The sequence below is a fragment of the Timaviella obliquedivisa GSE-PSE-MK23-08B genome (assembly GCA_019358855.1).
In the GTDB taxonomy this organism is placed as follows: domain Bacteria; phylum Cyanobacteriota; class Cyanobacteriia; order Elainellales; family Elainellaceae; genus Timaviella; species Timaviella obliquedivisa.
Window position 1 is genome coordinate 87,881 of the sequence record JAHHII010000002.1, and the last position, 22,638, is coordinate 110,518.

The window sequence follows — 22,638 nt, forward strand, 5'->3', positions numbered from 1 at the left end:
AAGACTGACTAAGACAGAAAGTTGCGCAGAGAGGGTAAAATCCCATTTAAATCCCCTGGAAGAAATTGATTCATTGACCGTGCCCAAACCGTCCCACGCTTCAGATCCGCTGCTATGGGTTCCTTATCAAACAGTGTGCAATCATGCAAAAATTGGGGATGTCATTACCTTCTCAGGCACTGATTTCCCTTCAGAAATCGTTAAAATTGCCACTCAGTCCATTTATGTCCATGTGGCGATCGTTCATTCAGTAGATACCCAAGCCCCATCTGAAAATACCATTCTCATTGCCGAATCTCATATCGATCGCAGCTTACCGAGCGTCGGTACAGGAAAGCAAGCCTTGAGTGTGCAATTTCAATGGTTATTTAACCGTCTTGCCCAATACCCGGGGCAGGCTTGGTGGGTACCCCTCAAAACTCCCCTGACCCTCGGAGGCATCGCTAGGCTGCAAGTTTGGCTCCAAACCATTGAAAGCCAAGAAACTCCCTACGACTTTATTCAAGCGATCGGCGCAGGTCTGGCTCAGGTCGAATTGATAAAATTAAACAATAATCCCGACTTTTCTGCTCTATTTTGCTCAGAACTCGTTACCCGCGCCCTCCAAATGGCAGGAGCGATCGACGAAACCCTCAACCCTTCAGAACAAACCGCTGCCGATGTCATGCAGTTTCCTTGCTTTAAGAAACCGCTGCTAATTCAGAGAGAATTATGTTGAGAACTGCTGCCCTCTTCCTACCCCTTGTCCTCTCCATCCTGCTTTCCCTACCCACGGCTGCCGCTTCTTGTCGGACTTTTAATCAGCACACTGTCAACCAGCACACCGTCTGTATCTTAGACATTCAACGCAGCGCCAAAAACTACTGGCAATATCGCGCCTCTATTAGTATTGATGGCATCACAAAACCCCCAGAATTTTACAACTGTCGCGATCGCAATATTCTTCAGCAAGACGGAACCCGCATCCAATTTGAGCCTAATAGCATCGGCAGTTTCATCTGTCGCCTCTACAAACCCCTTCCCCAATCCGCCACACCCTTCTAAAGTGAAGAAAGAAATTGAGGGAAACACATGACTTCATGGCGCGATCGCTTCAATCCTATGCTTGGCAAAACTCGGTTTGTCGTTTGCCGCATCATGCTCCATCTCTCTGGACAAGAAGTTGCCCCTCTACTGGGCGCATTTAACCTCGTTGCCCAACAAGCTGTTGATAGTGACGGTGATTTAGAAATTTTAGGAGAAGGGCTCATCGAGATCTGTCAAACGTTATTACAAAATGATGTCTACTGGCGATCGGCAGCCAACGAAGGCGATGTTTTTTTTGATGAAGGAGAAGCTGGAGATTACGTCAACGAACTCTTCACCGACTCTGCCCAGCGATACAACAGCGGCACCCTAGGCGCAACAAATCTATCCGAAGAGCCATTAACTTTACCCGCGACTGAGAATATCGTCGTTATGGTGGCGATCGCCTGCGAAGGCGAAGCTCCCGAACTTGAAACCGACCTTGCCGACCTCAGCGCCCTCAAATCTGCTCTCAAAGCCTTAATTAACTTGCACTATCAAAATCGTCTTCGCGCGATTCAAGTTCACTTCTCGCCTGCCCAATTTGGCGACGAACTCACCTCCGAACAGCTTATCCTCAATTTCCCTGAACTGATTCCCCTATAGCTTTCACCTAACTCGCATCGGTTTCCTACCCTTATCCATCGGTTCTTTCCCCTTGTTTAACCCTTCCCGATATCAAATAATGGAAAATGTCATCCCCTCATCTCTGTGCCACATCATGGCTACTTTACGCCGGGCAATTGCCTTCTCAATGGTCATTCTCTTAGGAGTAGTAACTACTTCCTGTGGTTCTCCATCAGTGGATGCTTCAGCCAATAATACACCTGCAACTCAACAACAGACTGCTTCTCAAAACACCCGCATCACCGATGGGAAATATCCGATTCAGCAAGCAAATTATGACGATGGTACAGGTGAGTATCAACTAGCCCTGCTGAACACTGTCCCTGGTCAACCTGCTATTTTCAAAACCGATAATCTTCAGATGGCGCGCCTAACGGATGAAGAAGTAATGCAAAAGACAGGCAACTATCTCAAAGTAGAGAACGGTCAACCTTCCCTTCATATCGCCGAAGACTTCAAAATTGAATATGTCCACAACGTCACCGAAACCGTTGCAGATCCTCAAACTGGGCAACCTCAAACTGTCGTCGTTCGTCAAGAATCAAACTTCTGGGCTCCTTTTGCTGGCGCTGTGGCGGGGCAGGCTGTAGGCAGTCTTTTGTTTAGACCTCAATATTATTTCCCACCTGTTTACCAACCCGGTGGGATCTTGAGGGGTCATGGTGGCTATGGCAGAACTTACGATCAGGCTGCCTCTAACTACAGAACGCGCTACCAAGCTCCTCCGGCTGAAGTTAAAAATCGCCAGGTCTTTCGTTCAACTGGAAGAGTACGATCGCCCCAAACAACGACTCGTCCTCGCACTCCCACCACTCAACCCCGCTCTAGTGGTTCAGGCTTTGGCTCTAACACATTGCGTCAAAGAAACTCTAATCCCCAGTATCAACAAAGAAAGCCAAGCTTTGGAAGTAGCGGAGTTCGTCGCTCTGCACCCAGACGGCGACGCTAATTCATTGATTCAGTAATCTAGTAATAAAAAAAGAGGAGAAGCCTAAAAACTTCCCCTCTTTTTTTAATGAATAATTTTAATGAATAATTTTAGTCAATGCTGATTTTAGGCGATCGCCACAACCTGTTCCTTCTCTGCGACTTCCATCCCCTCATCCTCTGCTCCATCCTTCACAATATCCAAATCTACATCCAAAACTGTCATCTTCAATCCCGCTCTTGGCACATTCCCATTTGCTGAAATATAAGGATCTGGCTCCACCTTCCCCGTACAAATAATCAAAGACCCCTTCTTCAAATAAGGCAGCGTCCGCCAAGCTGCCGACTTTTCCCAAATCGTCAATGCAACCGTAAACGACTCCTCCCGGTTGCGTGGTTTCTGCACGTACAACGTCGCCTCCGCCACGGTCGCTGGTTCTCCGCTTTTTAACGCGATCGTCTTAATCTCAGCATCCGCCGCCAGGTTACCACTGACAATCCACTTGTTCAACCCGTTACTTGCCATCAAAAACTCCTAGAATTAGGTTTCTGTTAGAGTTCCCGGAAATATAAAGCACATCACCGTCTGGTATCTAGCCAAGCCTGTAAGCACTCCCATCATCTGTTCGATTCTGTTGATAGAGAATGCCGTTATTAAACTAATGGCGAACTTGATTGCCCACTATCACCCAGTTCAAAAGCCTTCAGTGGTCTTCGCTGCTACTAGGTCGGCTTAGCTTCAAACTCATGTTCTTAACTCAGTACGCAAATAAACTTACGGAGCTTTCATGGGGTTTTTACAGAGGCGATCGTTTATTTACTCTGCCTTTACAGCCTCTCTTCATACTTCTTGTTACTCTCGCTATAGGGCATCAAATTCAGGTGTATCCAAAAAACAGAAACAGACAAGAATAAGGGTGTAAATTTTGATCACCGAAGCGTTCAGCTACTTTCTAAGTTTTTGTCATAGGATTTCATAGCGACTGCTTGCCTAACGGTGACGTGCAACTGCACCTTCCAAGACAAATAAAATAAGTTCCTGGTTGAGTTGATGACAGAGCTAATTCAACGGTAAACACTGAATTGCGAGCTAAGAGGTAATGGCATGAAAGCAGTGATATTGGCGGGTGGACTGGGTACAAGACTGAGCGAAGAAACCGCCATCAAGCCCAAGCCCATGGTTGAAATAGGCGGGCAGCCTATCCTTTGGCACATTATGAAAAGCTACTCCCATCATGGAATCAACGATTTCGTGATTTGTTGCGGCTACAAAGGCTATGTCATTAAAGAGTATTTTGCCAATTACTTTCTACGGATGTCAGATGTCACATTTGACATGTGCTCTAACCAAATGAATGTCCATTCTGGATACGCCGAGCCTTGGCGAGTCACCTTGGTAGATACTGGCGAAAACACTATGACGGGTGGACGCTTAAAGCGCGTGCGAGAGCACGTTGGGAACGAAACTTTTTGCTTCACTTACGGAGACGGGGTAAGCAACGTTAACATTACCGAACTGATTGAGTTTCACAAAGATCAAGAGAGCTTGGCAACCTTAACTGCTGTGCAGCCCGAAGGACGATTCGGAGCAATTTCTTTAGGACAAGAACAAACCAGAATCTCTCAGTTCCATGAAAAGCCAGAAGGAGATGGCGCGTGGATCAACGGCGGCTACTTTGTGCTGGAGCCACACGTGATTGACTATATTGCCGATGATGCAGTGATGTGGGAACATGACCCGCTGAAAAAGCTAGCTCATGACGGGCAACTCTCTGCTTACAAGCACAGCGGTTTCTGGCAACCGATGGACACACTCAAGGATAAAAATTATCTCGAAAAGCTTTGGAAAGATGACAAGGCTCCCTGGAAAGTTTGGTAATTAGAAAAGCTTAGTCAGTTTGTTAAGTCGCCATTAATAAGTTGTGTCTATATCTTTACAAGTTCAGTTAGTTGTTATTCAAATAACAAGGGCAAATGGAGTCTATGTATGATTTTGCGGTAATTGGTGGAGGTATCGTGGGTCTTTCCACAGCAATGACGTTGGGGCGGCAATATCCCAGCGCCAAGATCCTAGTGCTGGAGAAAGAGAGCCGTTGGGCATTTCATCAAACAGGAAACAATAGTGGTGTCATTCATTCTGGAATCTATTACAAGCCGGGTAGCTACAAGGCTAAGTTTTGTCGGAATGGCGCTCAGTCGATGGTGGACTTTTGCCGATCGCACAATATCCCTCACGAAGTTTGCGGCAAGGTAATTATTGCCACTCAGGAAAAAGAGCTACCTCAGTTAGAAACCCTTTACCAACGAGGTTTAGAAAACGGCTTAGAAGTTTTCCGGTTAACAAAGGAAGAAGTTTTAGAATACGAACCCCACGTAGACTGCATTGCTGGGGTGAGAGTTGTTTCAACGGGTATTGCTGACTACAAGCAAGTTTGTCAAAAATACGCGGAGTTGGCTGGAGCACAAGGGGCTGAATTGCGACTCAACACGCGGGTTAACCGGATGGTAGAAACTGGTTCAGGACGGGTGTTAGAAACTAATCAGGGCAGTTTTGAAGCGCGGTATGTAATCAACTGCGCGGGGTTACAAAGCGATCGCGTTGCCAAAATGGGCAATGTTGATCCGCAAGCCAAAATTGTGCCGTTCCGGGGCGAATACTACGAACTGACTCCTGCCAAACGGCATTTAGTCAAAGGGCTAATTTATCCAGTGCCCAACCCTGACTTCCCCTTTCTAGGCGTTCACTTTACCCGCATGATTGATGGCAGCGTCCATGCAGGCCCTAACGCCGTCTTGAGCTTGAAGCGAGAAGGGTACAAAAAGACTGATTTTGACCTGCGAGATTTTGCTGAAGTTATGACCTTCCCTGGTTTCTGGAAGCTGGCGGCAAAACATGCCGACGAAGGCATCCAAGAAATTATTCGTTCTTTCAGTAAGGCGGCATTTGTGCGCAGTCTGCAACGACTGATTCCAGAAGTGCAGATGGAAGACGTAGTTCCTACCCATGCGGGAGTCAGGGCACAAGCGCTGATGAATGACGGCAAGCTAGTTGATGACTTTTTAATCATTGACGGTGAAAACTCAATGCACGTCTGTAATGCGCCTTCTCCGGCGGCAACCTCTTCTTTAGAAATTGGCAAAGCGATCGTCGATCGCATTCCTGAACAGCAGCATTTACGTGCTGCCATTAATGCCTAGTTCAAGGCAATATCAACAATTCAATTCAGCAGGATTTCCTATGAAAGTTCTCGTTACAGGTACAGAAGGTTATTTAGGATCATTGTTCGCGCCGATTTTAATGGAGCGGGGACATGAAGTCACAGCAGTAGATACTGGATATTACAAGGTCGGTTGGCTGTATAACGGCACCGAGTTAACGGCAAAAACCCTTAACAAAGATATTCGCCACATTACCGTTGAGGATCTGGCAGGAATTGAGGCGATCGTCCACATGGCGGAGCTTTCCAACGATCCTACTGGACAACTTTCACCCACCATTACCTACGACATTAACCACAAAGGTTCAGTTCGTTTAGCCGAACTAGCAAAGCAAGCAGGCGTTCGGCGCTTTGTCTATATGTCCTCTTGCAGCGTCTATGGCGTTGCCTCTGACAGCGATGTTACTGAAGAAACAGGAGTTAATCCTCAAACGGCTTACGCTGAATGCAAAGCATTCGTCGAGCGCGACCTGAAGCCCATGGCAGACGACAATTTCTCGCCGACCTTTATGCGTAATGCCACTGCCTTTGGCGCTTCGCCTCGAATGCGGTTTGACATTGTGTTGAATAATCTATCAGGACTCGCTTGGACTGAGAAAAAAATTAAAATGACCAGCGACGGCACTCCCTGGCGACCCTTAGTTCATGCGCTGGACATTGCTAAAGCGCTAGTTTGTGTACTGGAAGCACCCCGCGATATTATCCACAACCAGGTGTTTAACGTGGGTGACACGGCTAACAACTATCAGGTCAAGCAAATTGCCGAAATTGTAGCAGGCGTTTTCAAGGGTTGCGAACTCAGCTTTGGCGACAGCGGCTCTGATAACCGCAGCTACCGCGTTTCTTTTGAAAAAATCAACACTCAACTTCCTGGTTTTAAGTGCGAGTGGAATGCAGAACGCGGCGCACAGCAGTTATTTGATATCTTCTCTCAAATTGATATGACTCAAGAAGTCTTTCAGTCCCGTGGGTTTACGCGCTTGAAACAGCTTGAGTATTTGATTCGTACCCAACAAATTGACAAAGACTTCTTCTGGAGCCATAAATAATGATTTTTACAGAAACCAAGCTCAAAGGCGCATTTATCCTCGATCTAGATCTACGGGCAGATAATCGGGGCGCGTTTGCTCGAACGTTCTGTGCCCAAGAATTTGCAGAGCATGGACTGAAGCCCACCGTGGCGCAGTGCAATTTGTCATACAACTACCTCGCTGGAACCCTGAGGGGAATGCATTATCAAATTGCGCCCGCCTGCGAAACAAAGCTAGTGAGATGCACAAAAGGAGCAATTTACGATGTCATTATCGACATGCGCCCCGATTCCCCGACCTACATGGAGCATATTGGGGTTGAGTTAACAGCAGATAATCATCGATCGCTCTATATTCCAGAACTGTTTGCCCATGGATATCAGGCGCTTACTGATGGGGCTGAGGTTGTTTATCAGGTAGGAGAATTTTACACGCCTGGCTACGAGCGCGGCTTGCGCTACGATGACCCCACTTTTGGGATTGAGTGGCCTGTACCTGTCACCGTGATTTCCGAAAAAGATGCTGCCTGGGCATTGTTTGAAACCGTTTCTGTAGGAGTTTCGTAACGCCATGATGTTTATCGTTGATACTGCACTTAAAGCCCGTGCTGAAGCGGGTAACCCCATTAAAGTTGGGATGGTTGGGGCTGGCTTCATGGGGAGAGGCATTGCCAACCAAATTATGAATTCTGTGCCGGGAATGGAGTTGGTTGCTATCTCTAACCGGAATGCGGAAGCGGCGCAGCGGGCTTACACCGAAGCAGGCGTAACTGATATAAAAACCGTCTCGACTGTGGCTCAACTGGAAGCGGCGATCGCCCAAAACCAATACGCTATCACCGATGATCCGATGCTGCTGTGCCAGGCTGAAGGCATTGATGCGCTGATTGAAGTGACTGGAGCGATCGAATTTGGCGCAATGGTGATTATGGAGGCGATCGCCCACCGCAAACACGTCATCATGATGGATGCCGAGCTAGACGGAACGATTGGGCCAATCTTGAAAGTCTACGCTGACAAAGCTGGCGTGATTTTAAGCGCTTGCGATGGCGATCAGCCTGGGGTAGAGATGAACCTCTATCGGTTTGTCAAAAGCATTGGCTTAACGCCGCTGCTGTGCGGCAACATCAAGGGTTTGCAAGATCCTTACCGCAATCCCACCACGCAAGAAAGCTTTGCGAAACAGTGGGGACAAAAAGCTCACATGGTCACCAGCTTCGCCGATGGCACCAAGATTTCTTTTGAACAGGCGATCGTGGCTAATGGCACTGGCATGAGAGTTTGCAAGCGCGGGATGTTGGGCTACGACTACAGAGGACACGTTGACGACCTGACCAAGAAGTACGACATCGATATGCTCAAAGAGTGGGGCGGCATTGTCGATTATGTCGTGGGTTCCCAACCCGGCCCTGGCGTTTTTGTTCTGGGGACGCATGATGATCCGAAGCAAAAGCATTATCTGAACCTGTACAAACTGGGTGAAGGGCCGCTCTACAGCTTCTATACTCCTTATCACCTTTGCCACTTTGAAGTGCCGTTGTCGGTAGCGCGGGCAGTGTTGTTCCACGATCGCGTTCTGTCGCCGCTGGGTGCACCTTTAGTCGATGTAGTTGCTACCGCAAAAATTGACCTGAAAGCAGGTGAGACGATCGACCCGATTGGCTATTACATGACCTACGGGCAATGCGAAAACTCTGACGTGACTCAAGCTGAAAACCTGTTGCCCATGGGCTTAGCCGAGGGCTGCCGCCTGAAGCGCGATATTCCGAAAGATCAAGTGCTAACTTACGATGATGTGGAAGTGCCAGAAGGTCGGCTATGCGACAAGCTGCGGGCTGAGCAAACCGCTTATTTCGCCGGGGCTGTGCCTCAATTGGTGGCTGTGTAGGGTTGAACCCTAGCGATATGTAAAGTAAGCAGCGATCGCTATCTCTAATCTATTAGGACAGAGTTTCATTGAGGCTCTGTCCTATGTTTTTAGGATTGCATTCTGAAAATTAATTGTAGTCTGAAAATTAATTGTAGGATTACGTTATGAAGTTGAAAGAGAGCACTACTTTGACATTTTAGATGACACCAATTTGTCACTAGCAGTTTGATGACACTAATTTGTCCTGACGACATTTCCTGACGACATTAAAGTATCCCCAACGACACTAATCTGTCACTAATGACATCTAAATTAGATATTGTACAAACCCAATGGACACAACTGGACTCGAACCAGTGACCCCCACGATGTCAACGTGGTGCTCTAACCAACTGAGCTATGCGTCCATAATGAACCGTCTATGACAATAGCACAACATCTATCCCAGCGGCAAACTTGTTTAACTAAAACTTTGATTGCTTGCTGGGAATAAGATGCATCGATCGCCTTAACTGCTCCCCAAATTAGCACTTAGCTCTGGTGCAGGAGGTTGCTCAGGAGGTTGGTCTGAAGATGCGGCGGCAGATTGAAGCGAAGGATTTGTGAGAGCGATCGCGGCTTGCACAAACCCTTGAAATAAGGGATGAGGCTTACTAGGGCGAGATTGGAACTCTGGATGGAACTGAGTGGCTAGAAAGAAGGGATGGCTGGGAAGCTCAATCATTTCGACTAATCGCCCATCGGGTGAGGTGCCGCTGACCTGGTAGCCTAGCTCCAAAAAGAGATTGCGGTAAGCGTTATTAAATTCCCAGCGATGGCGATGCCGCTCGTAGATCACTTCTTGACCGTAAAGACGGTTGGCAAGGCTGTTAGGCAACGTACGGCAAGGATAAAGCCCTACGCGCATTGTGCCGCCCAAGTCCACTACGTCTTGCTGTTCGGGTAGGAGGTCAATGACTGGATTTTGGCAGTCTGTGTCAAACTCTGAACTGTTAGCATCTTCCAACTTTGCCACGTTGCGCGCCCACTCAATCACCGAGCATTGCATTCCCAGACATAACCCTAGGAAAGGAATCTGGCGATCGCGGGCATAATGAATTGCACTAATTTTGCCATCAATGCCGCGTGCCCCAAAACCACCCGGAACCAAAATTCCGTGTGCTCCTGCCAGCATTTCATCGACATTTTCAGACGTAATATCTTCAGAACTAACCCAACGCAGCCGTAAGTCGCCGCTAATTTCCAGGGCAGCATGGCGCAGAGCTTCTACAACAGACAGATAGGCATCTCCCAGACTAACGTATTTGCCGACGATCGCGATTTCAAGGGGGTGCTGCGGATTATGGAGACGATTAACTAGGGTTTGCCAGTCGCGCAAGTCGGGCTGACGTTGCTCAAGCTGCAATAGAGAGAGCACCTGGTTCGCCAAGCCTTCCCGCTCCATTACCAGAGGGACTTCGTAGATGCTACTGACATCGGGGGCAGTGATGACGCACTCAGCATCAACATCGCAAAACTCAGCCATTTTTTCCTTGAGTGTCGTTGGGATGGGGCGATCGCAGCGGCACACCAAGATATCGGGCTGAATCCCAATCGATCGCAATTCTTTGACCGAGTGCTGCGTCGGCTTCGTCTTCATCTCACCCGCCGCAGGAATCCAGGGTACCAACGTTACATGAAGATACAAAACGTTCCTACGCCCCACATCTTTGCGAAACTGACGAATAGCCTCCAAAAACGGCAATGACTCAATATCGCCGACTGTGCCGCCAATCTCGGTGATGACGACATCTGGATTGGTATCTTTAGCAACGCGCAGAATTCGCTCTTTGATTTCGTTGGTAATGTGAGGAATTACCTGCACAGTGCCCCCGTTATAGTCACCTCGTCGCTCTTTATTAAGCACCGACTGATAGATAGAGCCTGTGGTAACGTTGTTTAACCGAGACATGGAAGTGTCAGTGAAGCGCTCGTAGTGCCCCAAATCTAGATCTGTCTCTGCGCCGTCGCAAGTGACAAACACCTCGCCATGCTGAAATGGACTCATGGTGCCGGGGTCAACGTTGATGTAGGGATCGAGCTTGAGGATGGACACCGAGTAGTTGCGCGACTTGAGCAATCGCCCCAGGCTAGATGCCACGATGCCCTTGCCGATGCTCGAAACAACGCCACCCGTCACGAATACAAATTTAGTCATAGCAGGTTTCCGATTCTCGGCTCGATTAACCCATACATTTTGACATAGGCTATGACTTTCGCTCCGGGGGCGATCGTATTTTTTGGAGGTTCAGCTTAGCCTCGACGACGCTCTAGCAAAATCATCATGAGCAAACTTAGAATTGCTTGAGTTTCTTCGCGATCGCTCAACTGATCCACTTTCTTGATGGTAAAGAGTCGAGAAAGGAATCCTGGAGTTTTTGCCAATCGCATGACTACGCTGCCATCAGGGCGCTTGACGGAGTAGGTAGGGTTGAGAAAGTAGCCGCTAAAGAGTCCAACGAAGGGCAGTTCTGACAATAATGCATCACCCACCTTGACCCAAGGGTTATCTTCTTGAATGGTGAGAACAGCGTTTTCATTGGTGCCGCCATCAAAAATGTTGTAACGGGCGCTCCAAAGCGACTGCATTCCTTTGCGCTTAACCCCGCCAATGACAGTACCCGTATTGTCGGTAAAATTGTAGCGAGCAGAAAAATCGATGATGCGATCGGCTTTCAAATGATAGAGCGATGTTGTTTCTTGCTCATCGCCATAAACCGTAATAGCCTCCTTGAGGCGAAACGCTTTTTGACGAACCATAAATAACAATTTGCCTTGGTTGTCTGTGACCGAAACTTTATTAGGTGACCAAGTCCAAATTTTGAAGGTTAAGTTGAGTGGATATTGCAGCATAAAATTAATGAATGCGAGATTTTCCCCTTCATTAATCCCAAATCTATTACTTCGGTATCATCGCGTAATTTCTGATTCAGATTCTCAGCTTATTTACAAATTTGAGAATCTGAATCAGGAGATTAAATAGCTAAGCGCGACCTACGGGCTCTTTTGCGAGGAACTTTTCTAACTCGGTCAAGGCATCTGCATCGACCTTGGTTTGCATTGGGCAAAACTTAGGGCCACACATTGAGCAAAACTCAGCCGTTTTATAAATGTCAGCAGGCAAAGTTTCGTCGTGGTATTCCTTAGCGCGTTCAGGATCTAGAGATAGCTCAAACTGGCGATTCCAGTCGAAGTTATAGCGAGCGCGGGAAAGTTCATCATCGCGATCGCGTGCTCCAGGTCTGTGCCGAGCGATATCTGCTGCATGAGCCGCAATTTTGTAGGCAATTAAGCCATTGCGAACATCTTCCGCATTCGGTAAACCCAAATGTTCTTTGGGCGTAACGTAGCATAGCATTGCCGTACCATACCAACCTGCCATTGCCGCCCCGATCGCCGAAGTAATGTGGTCATAACCTGGGGCAATATCAGTCACCAAAGGGCCCAGCACATAGAAGGGCGCTTCCGAACATTCTTCCATTTGCTTGCGCACATTAAATTCAATTTGATCCATTGGCACGTGCCCAGGACCTTCCACCATGACTTGCACATCGTGTTCCCAGGCGCGTCGCGTTAGTTGTCCCAAAGTCTTTAGCTCTGCTAGTTGTGCCGCATCCGACGCATCGTGCGTGCATCCGGGTCGTAGGGAATCGCCTAGGCTGAACGACACATCGTATTTTTTGAAGATCTCAATGATGTCATCGAAGTGTGTGTAAAGCGGATTCTGTTTATGATGATGTAACATCCACCGCGCTAAAATGCCGCCCCCACGCGACACAATTCCTGTTAAGCGCTCTCTCACCAAGGGCAAATGCTCAATCAAAATTCCAGCATGAATGGTTTGATAATCAACCCCTTGCTGCGCGTGCTTTTCAATCACCTGCAAAAAGTCATCGGCAGTCAGATTTTCAATATTGCCATGGACGCTTTCTAGGGTTTGATACACCGGAACTGTCCCGATCGGCACGGGTGAAGCCTGAATAATCGCCGTCCGAATTTCGTCTAAATTGCCGCCGCCCGTAGACAGATCCATGACGGTATCTGCCCCATATTTAACCGCTAAATTTAGCTTGTCAATTTCTTCAGTCAACCCAGAAGAATTAGGTGATGCGCCAATGTTGGCATTCACTTTGCATTTAGAAGCAATCCCGATCGCCATCGGTTCTAAATTTGTGTGGTTAATATTTGCGGGAATAATCATCCTACCCCGCGCCACTTCTGCCTGAATGAGCGCCACAGACAAACTTTCCCGCCGCGCCACAAACTCCATTTCCTCAGTCACCATTCCCTGTCGAGCATAGTGCATTTGAGACACATTACTCTGTCCACGCCGTTTCGCGATCCACTCTGTACGCATTTAATTTTCTCCTAAGTGACAGCTTCCCTCCGTCGGTATGACCCGATATCAGGTTCTCAGGGTATGTTCTCAGCCTGAAGATTCAGACACCCCTAGCTTGAGCAAATCCTATCACCCCAGAGGTCACAGAGCAATCAGATTTCAGAAAGGAGGCTTAGTTAGGCGAAGTTACCGAGATGCTCTTTCACCCACTGACGAAAAGCCTTTAGTGCCGAGAAAGGAGGCTTAGTTAGGCGAAGTTACCGAGATGCTCTTTCACCCACTGACGAAAAGCCTTTAGTGCCGGACGGGTTCCGGCTGTGCGGCTGAAGTCCAAAAACCGAGAAATGCCTTCAACAACTGGAAAGTTAGGGAACGCCAGACTGCTCTCAGATTCGACGTATTCACACCGTTTTGCAAGAGACTAATTTGTAGTTTATGGCTCTCGTAACGCCAAGTTTCTGGAACACCCAACGCTTCATAGGCACTCAGTTGGGTTTTAGAAGTTACATCAATTTCAATGGCTCAATCAGGCGGCGGATCAACGTTTAGATCAATTCGTTCCTTCCCAATCATCAAGGCATGATTTTTGATATAGAAGCAATCATCAGGTTCAATGCCTGCTGCCATTTCTTTGCGCCGGAGGGTGGTTGATCCTAGGGGTTCCCAGTCCATGTCAAGTTCGTCGAGCAAAACAACTAAAAGGTTGGAAACGACAACTTTTGTGTGTTCATGCTTGGGAAGTGGAGCCACGATTTCTAGCGTTCCTTGATGATAGGCTAGACGAGTCGTCCGACGTTCTCCGAAGTCTTCAAGAATCAGTTCAAATTCTTGCCAACTCACATTGTGCAAAAGCACACGGTGCCCTGGAGGAACATCCATGTTTGAGTTGAAGCATGAACATGGGTGTCTTCTAAAGCTCCCTAAAGTTGCCTGAAGTCAATGGATTGAGCCGCCAAGATTATATTGTCGCCTTCCATTCAGATTCCCAGATCTTAAAGGTTTTGGAGATCTAGATACGATCGCTTCACTTCTTTAGGGGATGTTTTCCGTAAATGCCGCGCCTTCTGTTGGCTCTGTATAAGTCTTTGCTCGATCGCTGAGTTGGGCAAAGTCAAAGAGCCGATCGCTCCCCATCATTGCCGTCCATACTAAGACAATACTTGCTGACACGAATACCGCCGCCGCAAAGCTGACTAACAAATCGCCGCCATAGGGAATATTTAACCAGGCTGTAAAGTCGGATTTAGGAAAAAATAATGCCCCAGCAGCAATTCCAGCAACCGAACTCATGACTGCGATCGCCCCTGTTAATTTACGAGAATACATGCCATAAACGACCGGAACAACCGCCCCCGCACAAATTAAATCTGCTAACAAGAATAGATAAAGCACGTCATACCCTTGCGCCGCAATGGCGATCGCTGGAACGCCTGCTGCGATCGTCAGTGCCCGTGAGGTTCGCAGCAATCCGCTAGACTGCATTTGCGGAAACAAACGAATCAAATCAATGGTAAAAACGCTAGCAATTCCATTGAGCAATGCCGAGAGCGTACTCATCACCAGCGCCAACGCCAGCACCAAAACGCTCATAGTGAACCATAGCGGTAATTCCAGCTTTTGCAGCAGTGAGAAAAAGGCGCGATCGTCGTTAAACCCAAAATGCATTGCCAAAATCCCCAAGATTCCACCCAGAAAAATCATGGGAATAATGGCGATCGCCGACCCTAAAAATGCTTGTTGCACTGTTCGGTCATCCCGACAGGCATAAACTCGTTGCCAGTTGCTCTGGTTAAAAAATTCAGCTGCTAAAATTGCAATCACCAAAGATGCACCAAATTTAATAGCATCTATGTTTGCCAAGTTGAAAAGTTCAGGCGCTTTGGCCTGCACGGGCTGTAGTGCAGCTTCCCAGCCGCCTAATGCAACAATAGCGACGATTAAGCTAACAATCAACAAAGGGATAATTACGACAAATTGAATCGCATCGGTAAATACTGCTGCTCCTAACCCACCATAGGTTGTGTAAATGAAAGTTGCAGTAATCACAACAAGTGCTGTGACGTAGAGAGGAACGCCTGCAATAAGCTCTGTCGCTTTAGCGATCGCCGTTAACTCTGCCGCCAAATAGATAAACATATAGAACACAATAATGACCAGTGTCAGCAGGTACATTGCATTCCCAAAACGATACAAAACAAACTCATTGAGCGAATGTCCGTTTGGCATTAACTGACGAATACGAGTCCCAACTTTAGCAAACGCAATAATCGGTGCAGCCGATCCAATACAATAGCCAATAATCCCTGCAATGCCGCTAGTCGCACCCACTTGAGGCGGACTAAACAGAATCCAGACTCCCATTGCCGAAGTCACAATGGTTGCCAGCGCCATCCAGGTGCCAAAGCGGTTGCGGCTCACCATGTAATCTTCTAAATTCAAAGCCGTTTTACTGGCATGGAGAATTCCTAAAAGGGCAAATAATCCAGCAGTCACTAGCATGACTAATAGTGCGATCGCTCCAACAGACATATAAACCTCACGCGATAAAACAGTGGCGCTAGAGGCGGAACTTTAGAGAATTTTGGATTTTGGATAACAGTCCTAATCAACGCTTCCCTCCGCTGGTATGATCCAGGCTCAGGTTCCAAGGGTGTAATCTCAGCCTGATTGCTCAGGCACCCCTAGCTTAGTCTGTAAGCATATCATTAAAGCTTTGCAGGCTTGAATAATTTCAGGATTAAGATTGATTCTGCTCAAGCTAGCAATTTCTACGACAGTTAGGGAGTTGCAATTAAATAACGCCCCGAACCGCCCCCTAAATCCCCCATTCTGGGGCAGGACTTCCGAACCTGTCAAAGTCCCCCAGAATGGGGGATTTAGGGGGCTGATAAGTCAATGCATCCCATTGGGGTGTTTTTTTCACGCAACTCCTTAGTAAACCCACACTTCTTTGGCAGAAGACGTTTCATCGTTTCATTTATAAAAAAGGAAAAAACTCACGCTCTAATTAGAACGTGAGAGAGGGTATTTTTTGCTGCTAGGATTCAAAATGATCAGGAGTTGGAACAGGGGACTAGAACTATTTAGGCTCCTTCCAATCACATCGCTAGCAAGCTATTCATACCAACAGTTTGTCACTAATAGTATCTAAACTAGGTGCAGATTAAGTTCACGCCTGAATGGCAATATCATTGACAGTGATGCTGGGGGCACCTTGCAGAGTCGCGAAATATCCACCCTGCCCGAAGCCGCCACTGCTACCATTCTGATTAAAGAACAACTTGCCTGTTGCTTCGCTGTAAACAATTAGTTTAGAACTGGTAGCCGCATCAATATTGTCAGCCACGATCGCAAAGTCAGATTTACTAATGTTGCCAAAAGTGGTTCGATCGAGCACGATTTTGTCCAGGTCGATCGCAAAATCTTTGATTACATCTTTACCGATCGCCGCCTGCTTGTAAGGGGAACCGATATCAAAGACAAAAGCATCTGCGCCAGCCCCGCCAGTCAAGACATCTTTGCCTTTGCCGCCAACTAGCGTATCGTTACCCAAACCACCCCGAAGCACATCTGCCCCTCCTTGACCCAAGAGAATATCATTCCCTGCCTGACCATCTAATACATTAGCTTTATCATTACCGATGAGAGTGTTATTGAGACTGTTGCCAGTGCCATCGATCGCTGCTGCTCCGGTCAAAGTAAGGTTTTCAACCAGATTGCCCAAGGTAAAGTTTACCGAAGATTGCACCGTATCAATACCACCCTGAAAGATAAATCCATTTTCAGGATCAGCAACCGAACTTACGGTTTCAATCACCACATCTCCAATGCTATCGACAATGTAGGTATCATTGCCAATTCCGCCAGCCATGTTGTCATTGCCAGTCCCGCCATCTAGCGTATCATCCCCAGGGTCGCCCAGATCAACCAGACCTAGCTCAAAGTTATTAATAACGTTGCCTCGCAATCCAAGCACATCATCTCCGGCGTTTCCTTTGAGAATATTGTTTTGAAAATTTCCAGAAATGACGTTATTTAATTCATTTCCGGTACCGTTAATCCCACCAGCCAGGATAAGATTCTCAAGATTTGCTCCCAAAGTAAAATCACTATTCGATCGAACCGTATCAACTCCGGCATTGATTGCTTCGTTAATGGTTGGATTCCCATTCACGATATAAAGATCGTCGCCGTTGCCGCCGTTCATCACATCGCCAGTGCTACCCGTGAGTTCGTCGTTTCCACCGTTGCCATTGAGAATATTCCTCCCAGATTCGCCAAATAATCGATCAGCCAGGTCAGCACCGTTCAAAACATCATCACCTCCGCCACCAAACAGGCTATTTCGGGCGGTAACGCTACCGTTAATGATGTTGTTAAGTTCGTTACCTCGACCTACCACCTCTGCATTACCAATGATTTCCAGATTTTCCACATTAGCTGAAAGAGTAGTGATACGAGAACTTGATTGAACAGTGTCGATTCCAGCATTAACCTCTTCAATCACCTGATCTTGCTCGACATCGACCACATAAAAATCGTTGCCGCTGCCACCTCGCATAATATCAATGCCAGTTCCACCCGAAAGGATATCGTTACCCGCATCGCCAAACAGCAGATCATTACCTGCTAAACCGTTGATCTGGTCATCTGTAACACCACCAAACAGTTGATCGTTGCCGTTAGTTCCGTTAATTAGTGCCATGGTCGTTTGTCCTTTTTTAAGAAGTAAAGTGTTTGAGTGAAATGGCAAATATTGATTTAAATTTTGCCAGGGATTGAGTTACCAAAAAATCGCTTTTTAGAAGAAGAATTATTATCTTTTTGCTGAGCGATCGATTGATTCAACCTTGTATTCAATTTAGAATTCTTGAGTAAATGTGTCGGTCTTAAAAAGTCAGAAAAAGTCTTGAATAAAGTATGATTAGAATCGAAATAAACGTCATATTTTATATGAAAGTTGATTCTATTAATTAGTTAATTATTTAAGCAAAAAACTCTATTCTCAGATTAAAAAATTAAGAGAATAGAGTCTGTAATTCTTTTATAGAGAAGATAGCGAGAGTTATTCGTAGTAAAATTTATGCAGAAAGATGATCCTTAATTTGTTTGAACTGGATGTTAAAATTTAAGTAAAGCAAGTTAATTAAAATCAATCATTTATAAAAATTTTATCTGTTAGCGATCGCCATAAAATCAAGAGGAAATCAAATACTTTGTGCAAATCTCTTAGTCTTTATGACATTAGTTTCAGTTAACCTAAAATATTTTTACACACAGTATTTACCTCTGCTCAGTCGGTTTTTTTACCTAAGAACAGCATTTATTTTGTTTTTGAGATAACTTACGACTTTGCTACTGTGGTTCAGTTCTCACCTTGAGCTACCGCGATGCCGTCCCATTAACTGCTTTTGATTGCTAGACTCCTTCCTATTTGCCGCTCTCATTTGCTGTTTCCGCCTGCTCTTGCTGGTTTCTATACTCGCATCGTACGCAATTGCCCTGCTAAAACCATCTGAAGAACGTCTTGACCTGAACTCAGCGATCGTACACTGACTCAGCCTTTTGCCTCTAACTTTAGTCGTACCTCTAACGGGTGAGCCTCAACGAAAGTTATAAAATTGCGTCGATTGTGAGAATTCTGGCTCAATTCGCTGTACTTATTAAGAATAGAGCTTGCTAACTTTTGTACTATGATGCTTTCCCTAAAAACGCAACCTCAACCCTTTCGCTTTCTGCTTTACACTGAATGGCTAATGCTCGCTAGCTGCGGCGCTATGGCGGCATTTGAAGGCTGGGAGCTTCGGAGCATTCCTGTGCAGCACATTCTCATTTTGGTGTCTCTAGGACTGATGGGATGGATGTTGCCCAACGGTAAAACACCATTTCGCTATCTGTATACCGCGATCGAAATGGGTCTGATTTTCTACGGCACAACCTTGGGTTATCTGCATATCTTGCCCACGCTGTATCTGATTGTGCTAATTCGTAGCTGTTTCTTATTTGAACCACCAGGTCGGTGGGTTGTGGCAGGTCTGTCACTCACGCTGTTTCTGGTGCATCAGGCTCAGTATCTTCAGACAATTATGCCGCTTTTATTATCCAATGCTCAACAGCAGCAAATTTGGATGCATCAGGTCGCGGAAGTGTTGATGTTTGGGCTAGGTCTGTTTTTCGTGTCGCAGTTAGTCAGTACGCTGTTAGCAGAGCGGAAAGCACAGGAACAATTGTCATTGGCACATGAACAGTTGCGGGAATATGCTTTGCAAATTGAAGATTTGGCGGCTGTTCAAGAACGTAACCGCATTGCGCGAGAAATTCATGATTCGCTAGGTCACGCTCTGACAACTTTGAATGTGCAGGTGCAAACGGCTCTGAAGCTTTGGCAGCATGACCCAATCAAAGCGAAACCGTTTTTGGAACAAGCGCAACGACTGGGTAAAGTTGCTATGCAGGAGGTGCGGCAGTCGGTACATGCGTTGAGGGCAGATGCTGTAGCAGAGGAACCATTAGAACAGGCGATCGCGGCTCTAGTCAGAGAATTTAGTCAAAGTACAGGAATTGAGGTTTTAACCAAAATAGATCTGCAAACGGTTCTTCCTGCTCCCATGGCAAAGACAATTTATCGAGTCGTGCAAGAGGCGCTTACAAATATTTGTAAACATGCTGAAGCAACTTCTGTACAGCTTAATTTGCGGCAAGCGACCGATCGCATCTACTTGAGCATCCGTGATAATGGATGTGGTTTCCAGCCACAGGCAAAATTAGGTGGGTTTGGGCTACACAGTATGCAAGAACGAATCGTTGCCCTGCATGGCAGCTTCCGAGTAGAGACAGAACCGCAGACAGGTTGTTGTATTGTGGTGGAATTACCCCTGCAAGAGGCATTACGATGATTCGTCTGCTGCTGGTAGATGATCAAAACTTAATCTGTCAAGGATTAAAGGCAATGTTATCGCTAGAACCTGACCTGGAAGTGGTTGGCATTGCCAACAATGGGGCAGTGGCGATCGAGCAAGTGGCAGCATTGCAGCCGGATGTAGTGTTGATGGATGTGCGAATGCCAATCATGGATGGACGAGAGGCAACGCGCACGATTACACAGCAATATCATCAGGTAAAAGTTTTAGTGTTAAGCACGTTTGATGATGATCAGTATATTGCAGACGCAATGCGAGCAGGCGCGAAGGGATACCTGCTCAAAGACATGCCATCGGAGGAGCTAGCCCAGGCAATTCGATTTGTGCATTTAGGCTACACTCAACTGGCTCCTGGTTTAATGGAAAAGCTAATTTCAGGATTCTCATCTGCCCCGATCGCCCCAAAAACAGAATCAGCCGTATTGACCCAACTTACGCCTCGTGAACAGCAGGTCTTGCAATTAATTAGTGCCGGGGCGACAAACCGAGAAATTGCCCAGCAGCTTTTCATTTCAGAGGGAACCGTGAAAACCCATGTGACCCATTTGCTAAACCGCTTGAATCTACGAAACCGATCGCAGTTAGCAATTTATGCTCATTCGTTAATTGCAAGAACTTAAGCAGCACGATCGATCGCGCCACTATCTCCATCTGAACGATCGCCAAAATCTTTAACGGTCGAACAAACACCCGTCTCAAGCTTTACAATGGCAAATAGACAAGATTCCGACTGGCAATCGCCTTTTACTCAACTGCACCCTACACCCTATGGATATTCAATCTCAGCCCGATCGCGTCATTATTTTTGACACCACTCTCCGCGATGGCGAACAGTCTCCCGGGGCAACCCTAAATGTGGAAGAAAAACTAACGATCGCCCGTCAACTGACTCGGCTGGGTGTAGACGTAATCGAAGCAGGCTTCCCCTTCGCCAGCCCCGGCGACTTTGAAGCCGTTAGTAAAATTGCCCAAACCGTCGGCGGCAACGACGAGAGCCCGATCATCTGCGGCTTGGCTAGAGCCACCCAGCAAGACATCAAAACCGCTGCCGAAGCCCTCAAACCCGCTACGCATCCTCGCATCCACACTTTCCTCGCTACCTCCGATATTCACTTAGAATACAAGCTCAGAAAAACGCGAGCAGAAGTTCTAGAAATTGCCCCTGAAATGGTGGCGTATGCCAAAACTTTTGTAGAGGATGTCGAGTTTTCCCCCGAAGATGCCGGACGCTCTGAGCCTGAGTTTTTGTACCAAGTGCTAGAACGGGCGATCGCTGCTGGAGCCACCACCATCAATATTCCTGATACCGTCGGCTATACCACTCCTGCCGAGTTTGGAGCCATTATTAAAGGCATCAAAGAGAACGTCCCCAATATCAACCAAGCCATTCTCTCTGTTCATGGTCACAACGATTTGGGCTTAGCAGTCGCCAACTTCCTAGAAGCCGTCAAGCATGGTGCTCGCCAGCTAGAATGCACCATTAACGGTATTGGCGAACGCGCTGGCAATGCCGCATTAGAAGAGTTAGTCATGGCGCTCCACGTGCGGCGGCAGTATTTCAACCCTTTCCTCGGTCGCTCTACAGAGTCCGAAGAGCCTTTAACACGCATTGATACCCGTCAGCTTTACAAAACCTCACGGCTCGTGTCAAACCTCACCGGAATGCTTGTACAGCCCAATAAGGCGATCGTCGGGGCAAACGCCTTTGCTCACGAATCTGGCATTCACCAAGACGGCGTGCTCAAACACAAGCTCACCTACGAAATCATGGATGCCCAGTCCATTGGGTTGACCGACAACCAAATCGTGTTAGGCAAGCACTCCGGACGCAACGCCTTCCGAACTCGCCTGAAAGAGCTAGGCTTCGACTTGGCAGATCAAGAGCTAAATCGGGCGTTTCTGCGGTTCAAAGACATGGCAGATAAGAAGAAGGATCTGACCGATTGGGATCTAGAAGCGATCGTCAACGACGAAACCCAGCAAGCCCCCGAAATCTTCCGCCTAGAACATATTCAGGTTTCCTGCGGCGACCATGCCCGCCCCACTGCAACCGTTACCATTCGCACCCCCAATGGCGAAGAATTAACGGATGCAGCGATCGGGACGGGCCCTGTCGATGCCATCTACCGCGCCATCAATCGTGTCATTGACATCCCGAATCAATTGATTGAATTTTCAGTCCAGTCGGTTACCGAAGGCATTGATGCCCTAGGCGAAGTCACCATTCGGATTCGCCATGAAGACCGATTCTTTTCAGGACACGGCGCTAATACCGATATTATTGTTGCCTCGGCTCAAGCTTATATCAATGCGCTCAATCGCCTCTATGCAACGATTCAGCAGGGAAAAACTCCAATTCATCCGCAGCATGGCGAGGCTCAGCCCGTGATGTAATGTGTGGCGATCGCTATTTGTGATAAAATTCTGGGGAGTGGCGGCATAGCCAAGTGGTAAGGCAGAGGTCTGCAAAACCTCCATCCCCCAGTTCGAATCTGGGTGCCGCCTTTTGTTCTGTCAGTCATCAGTCACCAGATTTCGTGGGGCTGGTAATGTATTGACCATCAACATCGACCTCCTGAATAGACTCTCTTTCCGCATCGCGC

General features: G+C 47.3%; 18 protein-coding genes, 2 tRNA genes, 1 pseudogene and 2 riboswitches. Of the genes and pseudogenes, 13 read left to right on the forward strand and 8 right to left on the reverse strand.

Features of this window, described 5'->3' with window-relative positions:
• The first annotated feature begins 79 nt into the window (after positions 1-79).
• From KME11_03865 to KME11_03880, 4 genes are all read left to right on the forward strand, one after another.
• Positions 80-718, forward strand: a complete 639-nt coding sequence (locus KME11_03865; GenBank protein MBW4514341.1) for a hypothetical protein — start codon at positions 80-82, stop codon at positions 716-718.
• Positions 712-1,044 (forward strand): hypothetical protein, encoded by a 333-nt coding sequence (locus KME11_03870; protein MBW4514342.1) that lies wholly within the window; start codon positions 712-714, stop codon positions 1,042-1,044. The genes KME11_03865 and KME11_03870 overlap by 7 nt, the downstream gene beginning before the upstream one ends.
• A gap of 27 nt (positions 1,045-1,071) precedes the next feature.
• Complete coding sequence (locus tag KME11_03875; protein ID MBW4514343.1) at positions 1,072-1,671, forward strand: DUF1517 domain-containing protein; 600 nt, start codon at positions 1,072-1,074, stop codon at positions 1,669-1,671.
• A 115-nt stretch (positions 1,672-1,786) separates the two neighbouring features.
• Positions 1,787-2,641 carry a hypothetical protein gene (locus KME11_03880; protein ID MBW4514344.1) on the forward strand — a complete coding sequence of 285 codons (855 nt, stop codon included), beginning with the start codon at positions 1,787-1,789 and terminating at the stop codon, positions 2,639-2,641.
• 105 nt (positions 2,642-2,746) lie between these two features.
• Here the strand turns inward: KME11_03880 and KME11_03885 are convergent, their stop codons facing one another.
• Positions 2,747-3,145: a single-stranded DNA-binding protein gene (locus KME11_03885; protein ID MBW4514345.1), complete on the reverse strand. Its 399-nt coding sequence runs from the start codon at positions 3,143-3,145 to the stop codon at positions 2,747-2,749.
• A 579-nt stretch (positions 3,146-3,724) separates the two neighbouring features.
• Between KME11_03885 and rfbF the strand changes: the two genes are divergently transcribed.
• From rfbF to KME11_03910, 5 genes are all read left to right on the forward strand, one after another.
• On the forward strand, positions 3,725-4,498 hold the full coding sequence (gene rfbF / locus KME11_03890; GenBank protein ID MBW4514346.1) for a glucose-1-phosphate cytidylyltransferase: 774 nt from the start codon (positions 3,725-3,727) through the stop codon (positions 4,496-4,498).
• A 95-nt stretch (positions 4,499-4,593) separates the two neighbouring features.
• The gene (gene lhgO, locus KME11_03895) at positions 4,594-5,817 is read left to right on the forward strand and encodes an L-2-hydroxyglutarate oxidase (protein MBW4514347.1); all 1,224 of its coding nucleotides are present in this window, start codon (positions 4,594-4,596) and stop codon (positions 5,815-5,817) included.
• A 40-nt stretch (positions 5,818-5,857) separates the two neighbouring features.
• Positions 5,858-6,886, forward strand: a complete 1,029-nt coding sequence (locus KME11_03900; protein ID MBW4514348.1) for an SDR family oxidoreductase — start codon at positions 5,858-5,860, stop codon at positions 6,884-6,886.
• Entirely contained in the window at positions 6,886-7,434 is a 549-nt protein-coding gene (gene rfbC / locus KME11_03905; GenBank protein ID MBW4514349.1) for a dTDP-4-dehydrorhamnose 3,5-epimerase, read from the forward strand. The genes KME11_03900 and rfbC overlap by 1 nt, the downstream gene beginning before the upstream one ends.
• Positions 7,435-7,441: 7 nt before the next feature.
• Positions 7,442-8,755 (forward strand): Gfo/Idh/MocA family oxidoreductase, encoded by a 1,314-nt coding sequence (locus KME11_03910; GenBank protein ID MBW4514350.1) that lies wholly within the window; start codon positions 7,442-7,444, stop codon positions 8,753-8,755.
• Positions 8,756-9,070: 315 nt separating this feature from the next.
• On the opposite strand, the gene KME11_03915 is transcribed toward KME11_03910, so the two are convergent.
• The 7 genes and pseudogenes from KME11_03915 to KME11_03945 form a co-directional block, all read right to left on the reverse strand.
• Positions 9,071-9,144 (reverse strand) — tRNA-Val (locus tag KME11_03915).
• A gap of 101 nt (positions 9,145-9,245) precedes the next feature.
• Entirely contained in the window at positions 9,246-10,934 is a 1,689-nt protein-coding gene (locus tag KME11_03920; GenBank protein MBW4514351.1) for a CTP synthase, read from the reverse strand.
• 95 nt (positions 10,935-11,029) lie between these two features.
• The gene (locus KME11_03925; GenBank protein MBW4514352.1) at positions 11,030-11,626 is read right to left on the reverse strand and encodes a hypothetical protein; all 597 of its coding nucleotides are present in this window, start codon (positions 11,624-11,626) and stop codon (positions 11,030-11,032) included.
• Between the two features lie 133 nt (positions 11,627-11,759).
• Positions 11,760-13,133: a phosphomethylpyrimidine synthase gene (gene thiC / locus KME11_03930; GenBank protein ID MBW4514353.1), complete on the reverse strand. Its 1,374-nt coding sequence runs from the start codon at positions 13,131-13,133 to the stop codon at positions 11,760-11,762.
• 7 nt (positions 13,134-13,140) lie between these two features.
• Positions 13,141-13,237, reverse strand: a riboswitch (TPP riboswitch).
• Positions 13,238-13,362: 125 nt separating this feature from the next.
• Positions 13,363-13,994 (reverse strand): annotated as a pseudogene (locus tag KME11_03935) (Uma2 family endonuclease).
• A 153-nt stretch (positions 13,995-14,147) separates the two neighbouring features.
• Positions 14,148-15,644 carry a Na+/proline symporter gene (locus KME11_03940; GenBank protein MBW4514354.1) on the reverse strand — a complete coding sequence of 499 codons (1,497 nt, stop codon included), beginning with the start codon at positions 15,642-15,644 and terminating at the stop codon, positions 14,148-14,150.
• Between the two features lie 67 nt (positions 15,645-15,711).
• Positions 15,712-15,808: riboswitch (TPP riboswitch) on the reverse strand.
• A gap of 476 nt (positions 15,809-16,284) precedes the next feature.
• Entirely contained in the window at positions 16,285-17,820 is a 1,536-nt protein-coding gene (locus tag KME11_03945) for a calcium-binding protein (protein ID MBW4514355.1), read from the reverse strand.
• A 988-nt stretch (positions 17,821-18,808) separates the two neighbouring features.
• On the opposite strand from KME11_03945, the gene KME11_03950 reads away from it, so the two are divergent.
• The 4 genes from KME11_03950 (at position 18,809) to KME11_03965 (ending at position 22,540) form a co-directional block, all read left to right on the forward strand.
• Positions 18,809-20,011, forward strand: coding sequence for a sensor histidine kinase (locus KME11_03950; protein ID MBW4514356.1), 1,203 nt, complete (start codon positions 18,809-18,811; stop codon positions 20,009-20,011).
• Positions 20,008-20,655, forward strand: coding sequence for a response regulator transcription factor (locus KME11_03955; protein ID MBW4514357.1), 648 nt, complete (start codon positions 20,008-20,010; stop codon positions 20,653-20,655). The genes KME11_03950 and KME11_03955 overlap by 4 nt, the downstream gene beginning before the upstream one ends.
• A gap of 148 nt (positions 20,656-20,803) precedes the next feature.
• On the forward strand, positions 20,804-22,429 hold the full coding sequence (locus tag KME11_03960; protein MBW4514358.1) for a 2-isopropylmalate synthase: 1,626 nt from the start codon (positions 20,804-20,806) through the stop codon (positions 22,427-22,429).
• A gap of 39 nt (positions 22,430-22,468) precedes the next feature.
• A tRNA-Cys gene (locus tag KME11_03965) sits at positions 22,469-22,540 on the forward strand.
• The last annotated feature ends 98 nt before the right edge of the window (positions 22,541-22,638 follow it).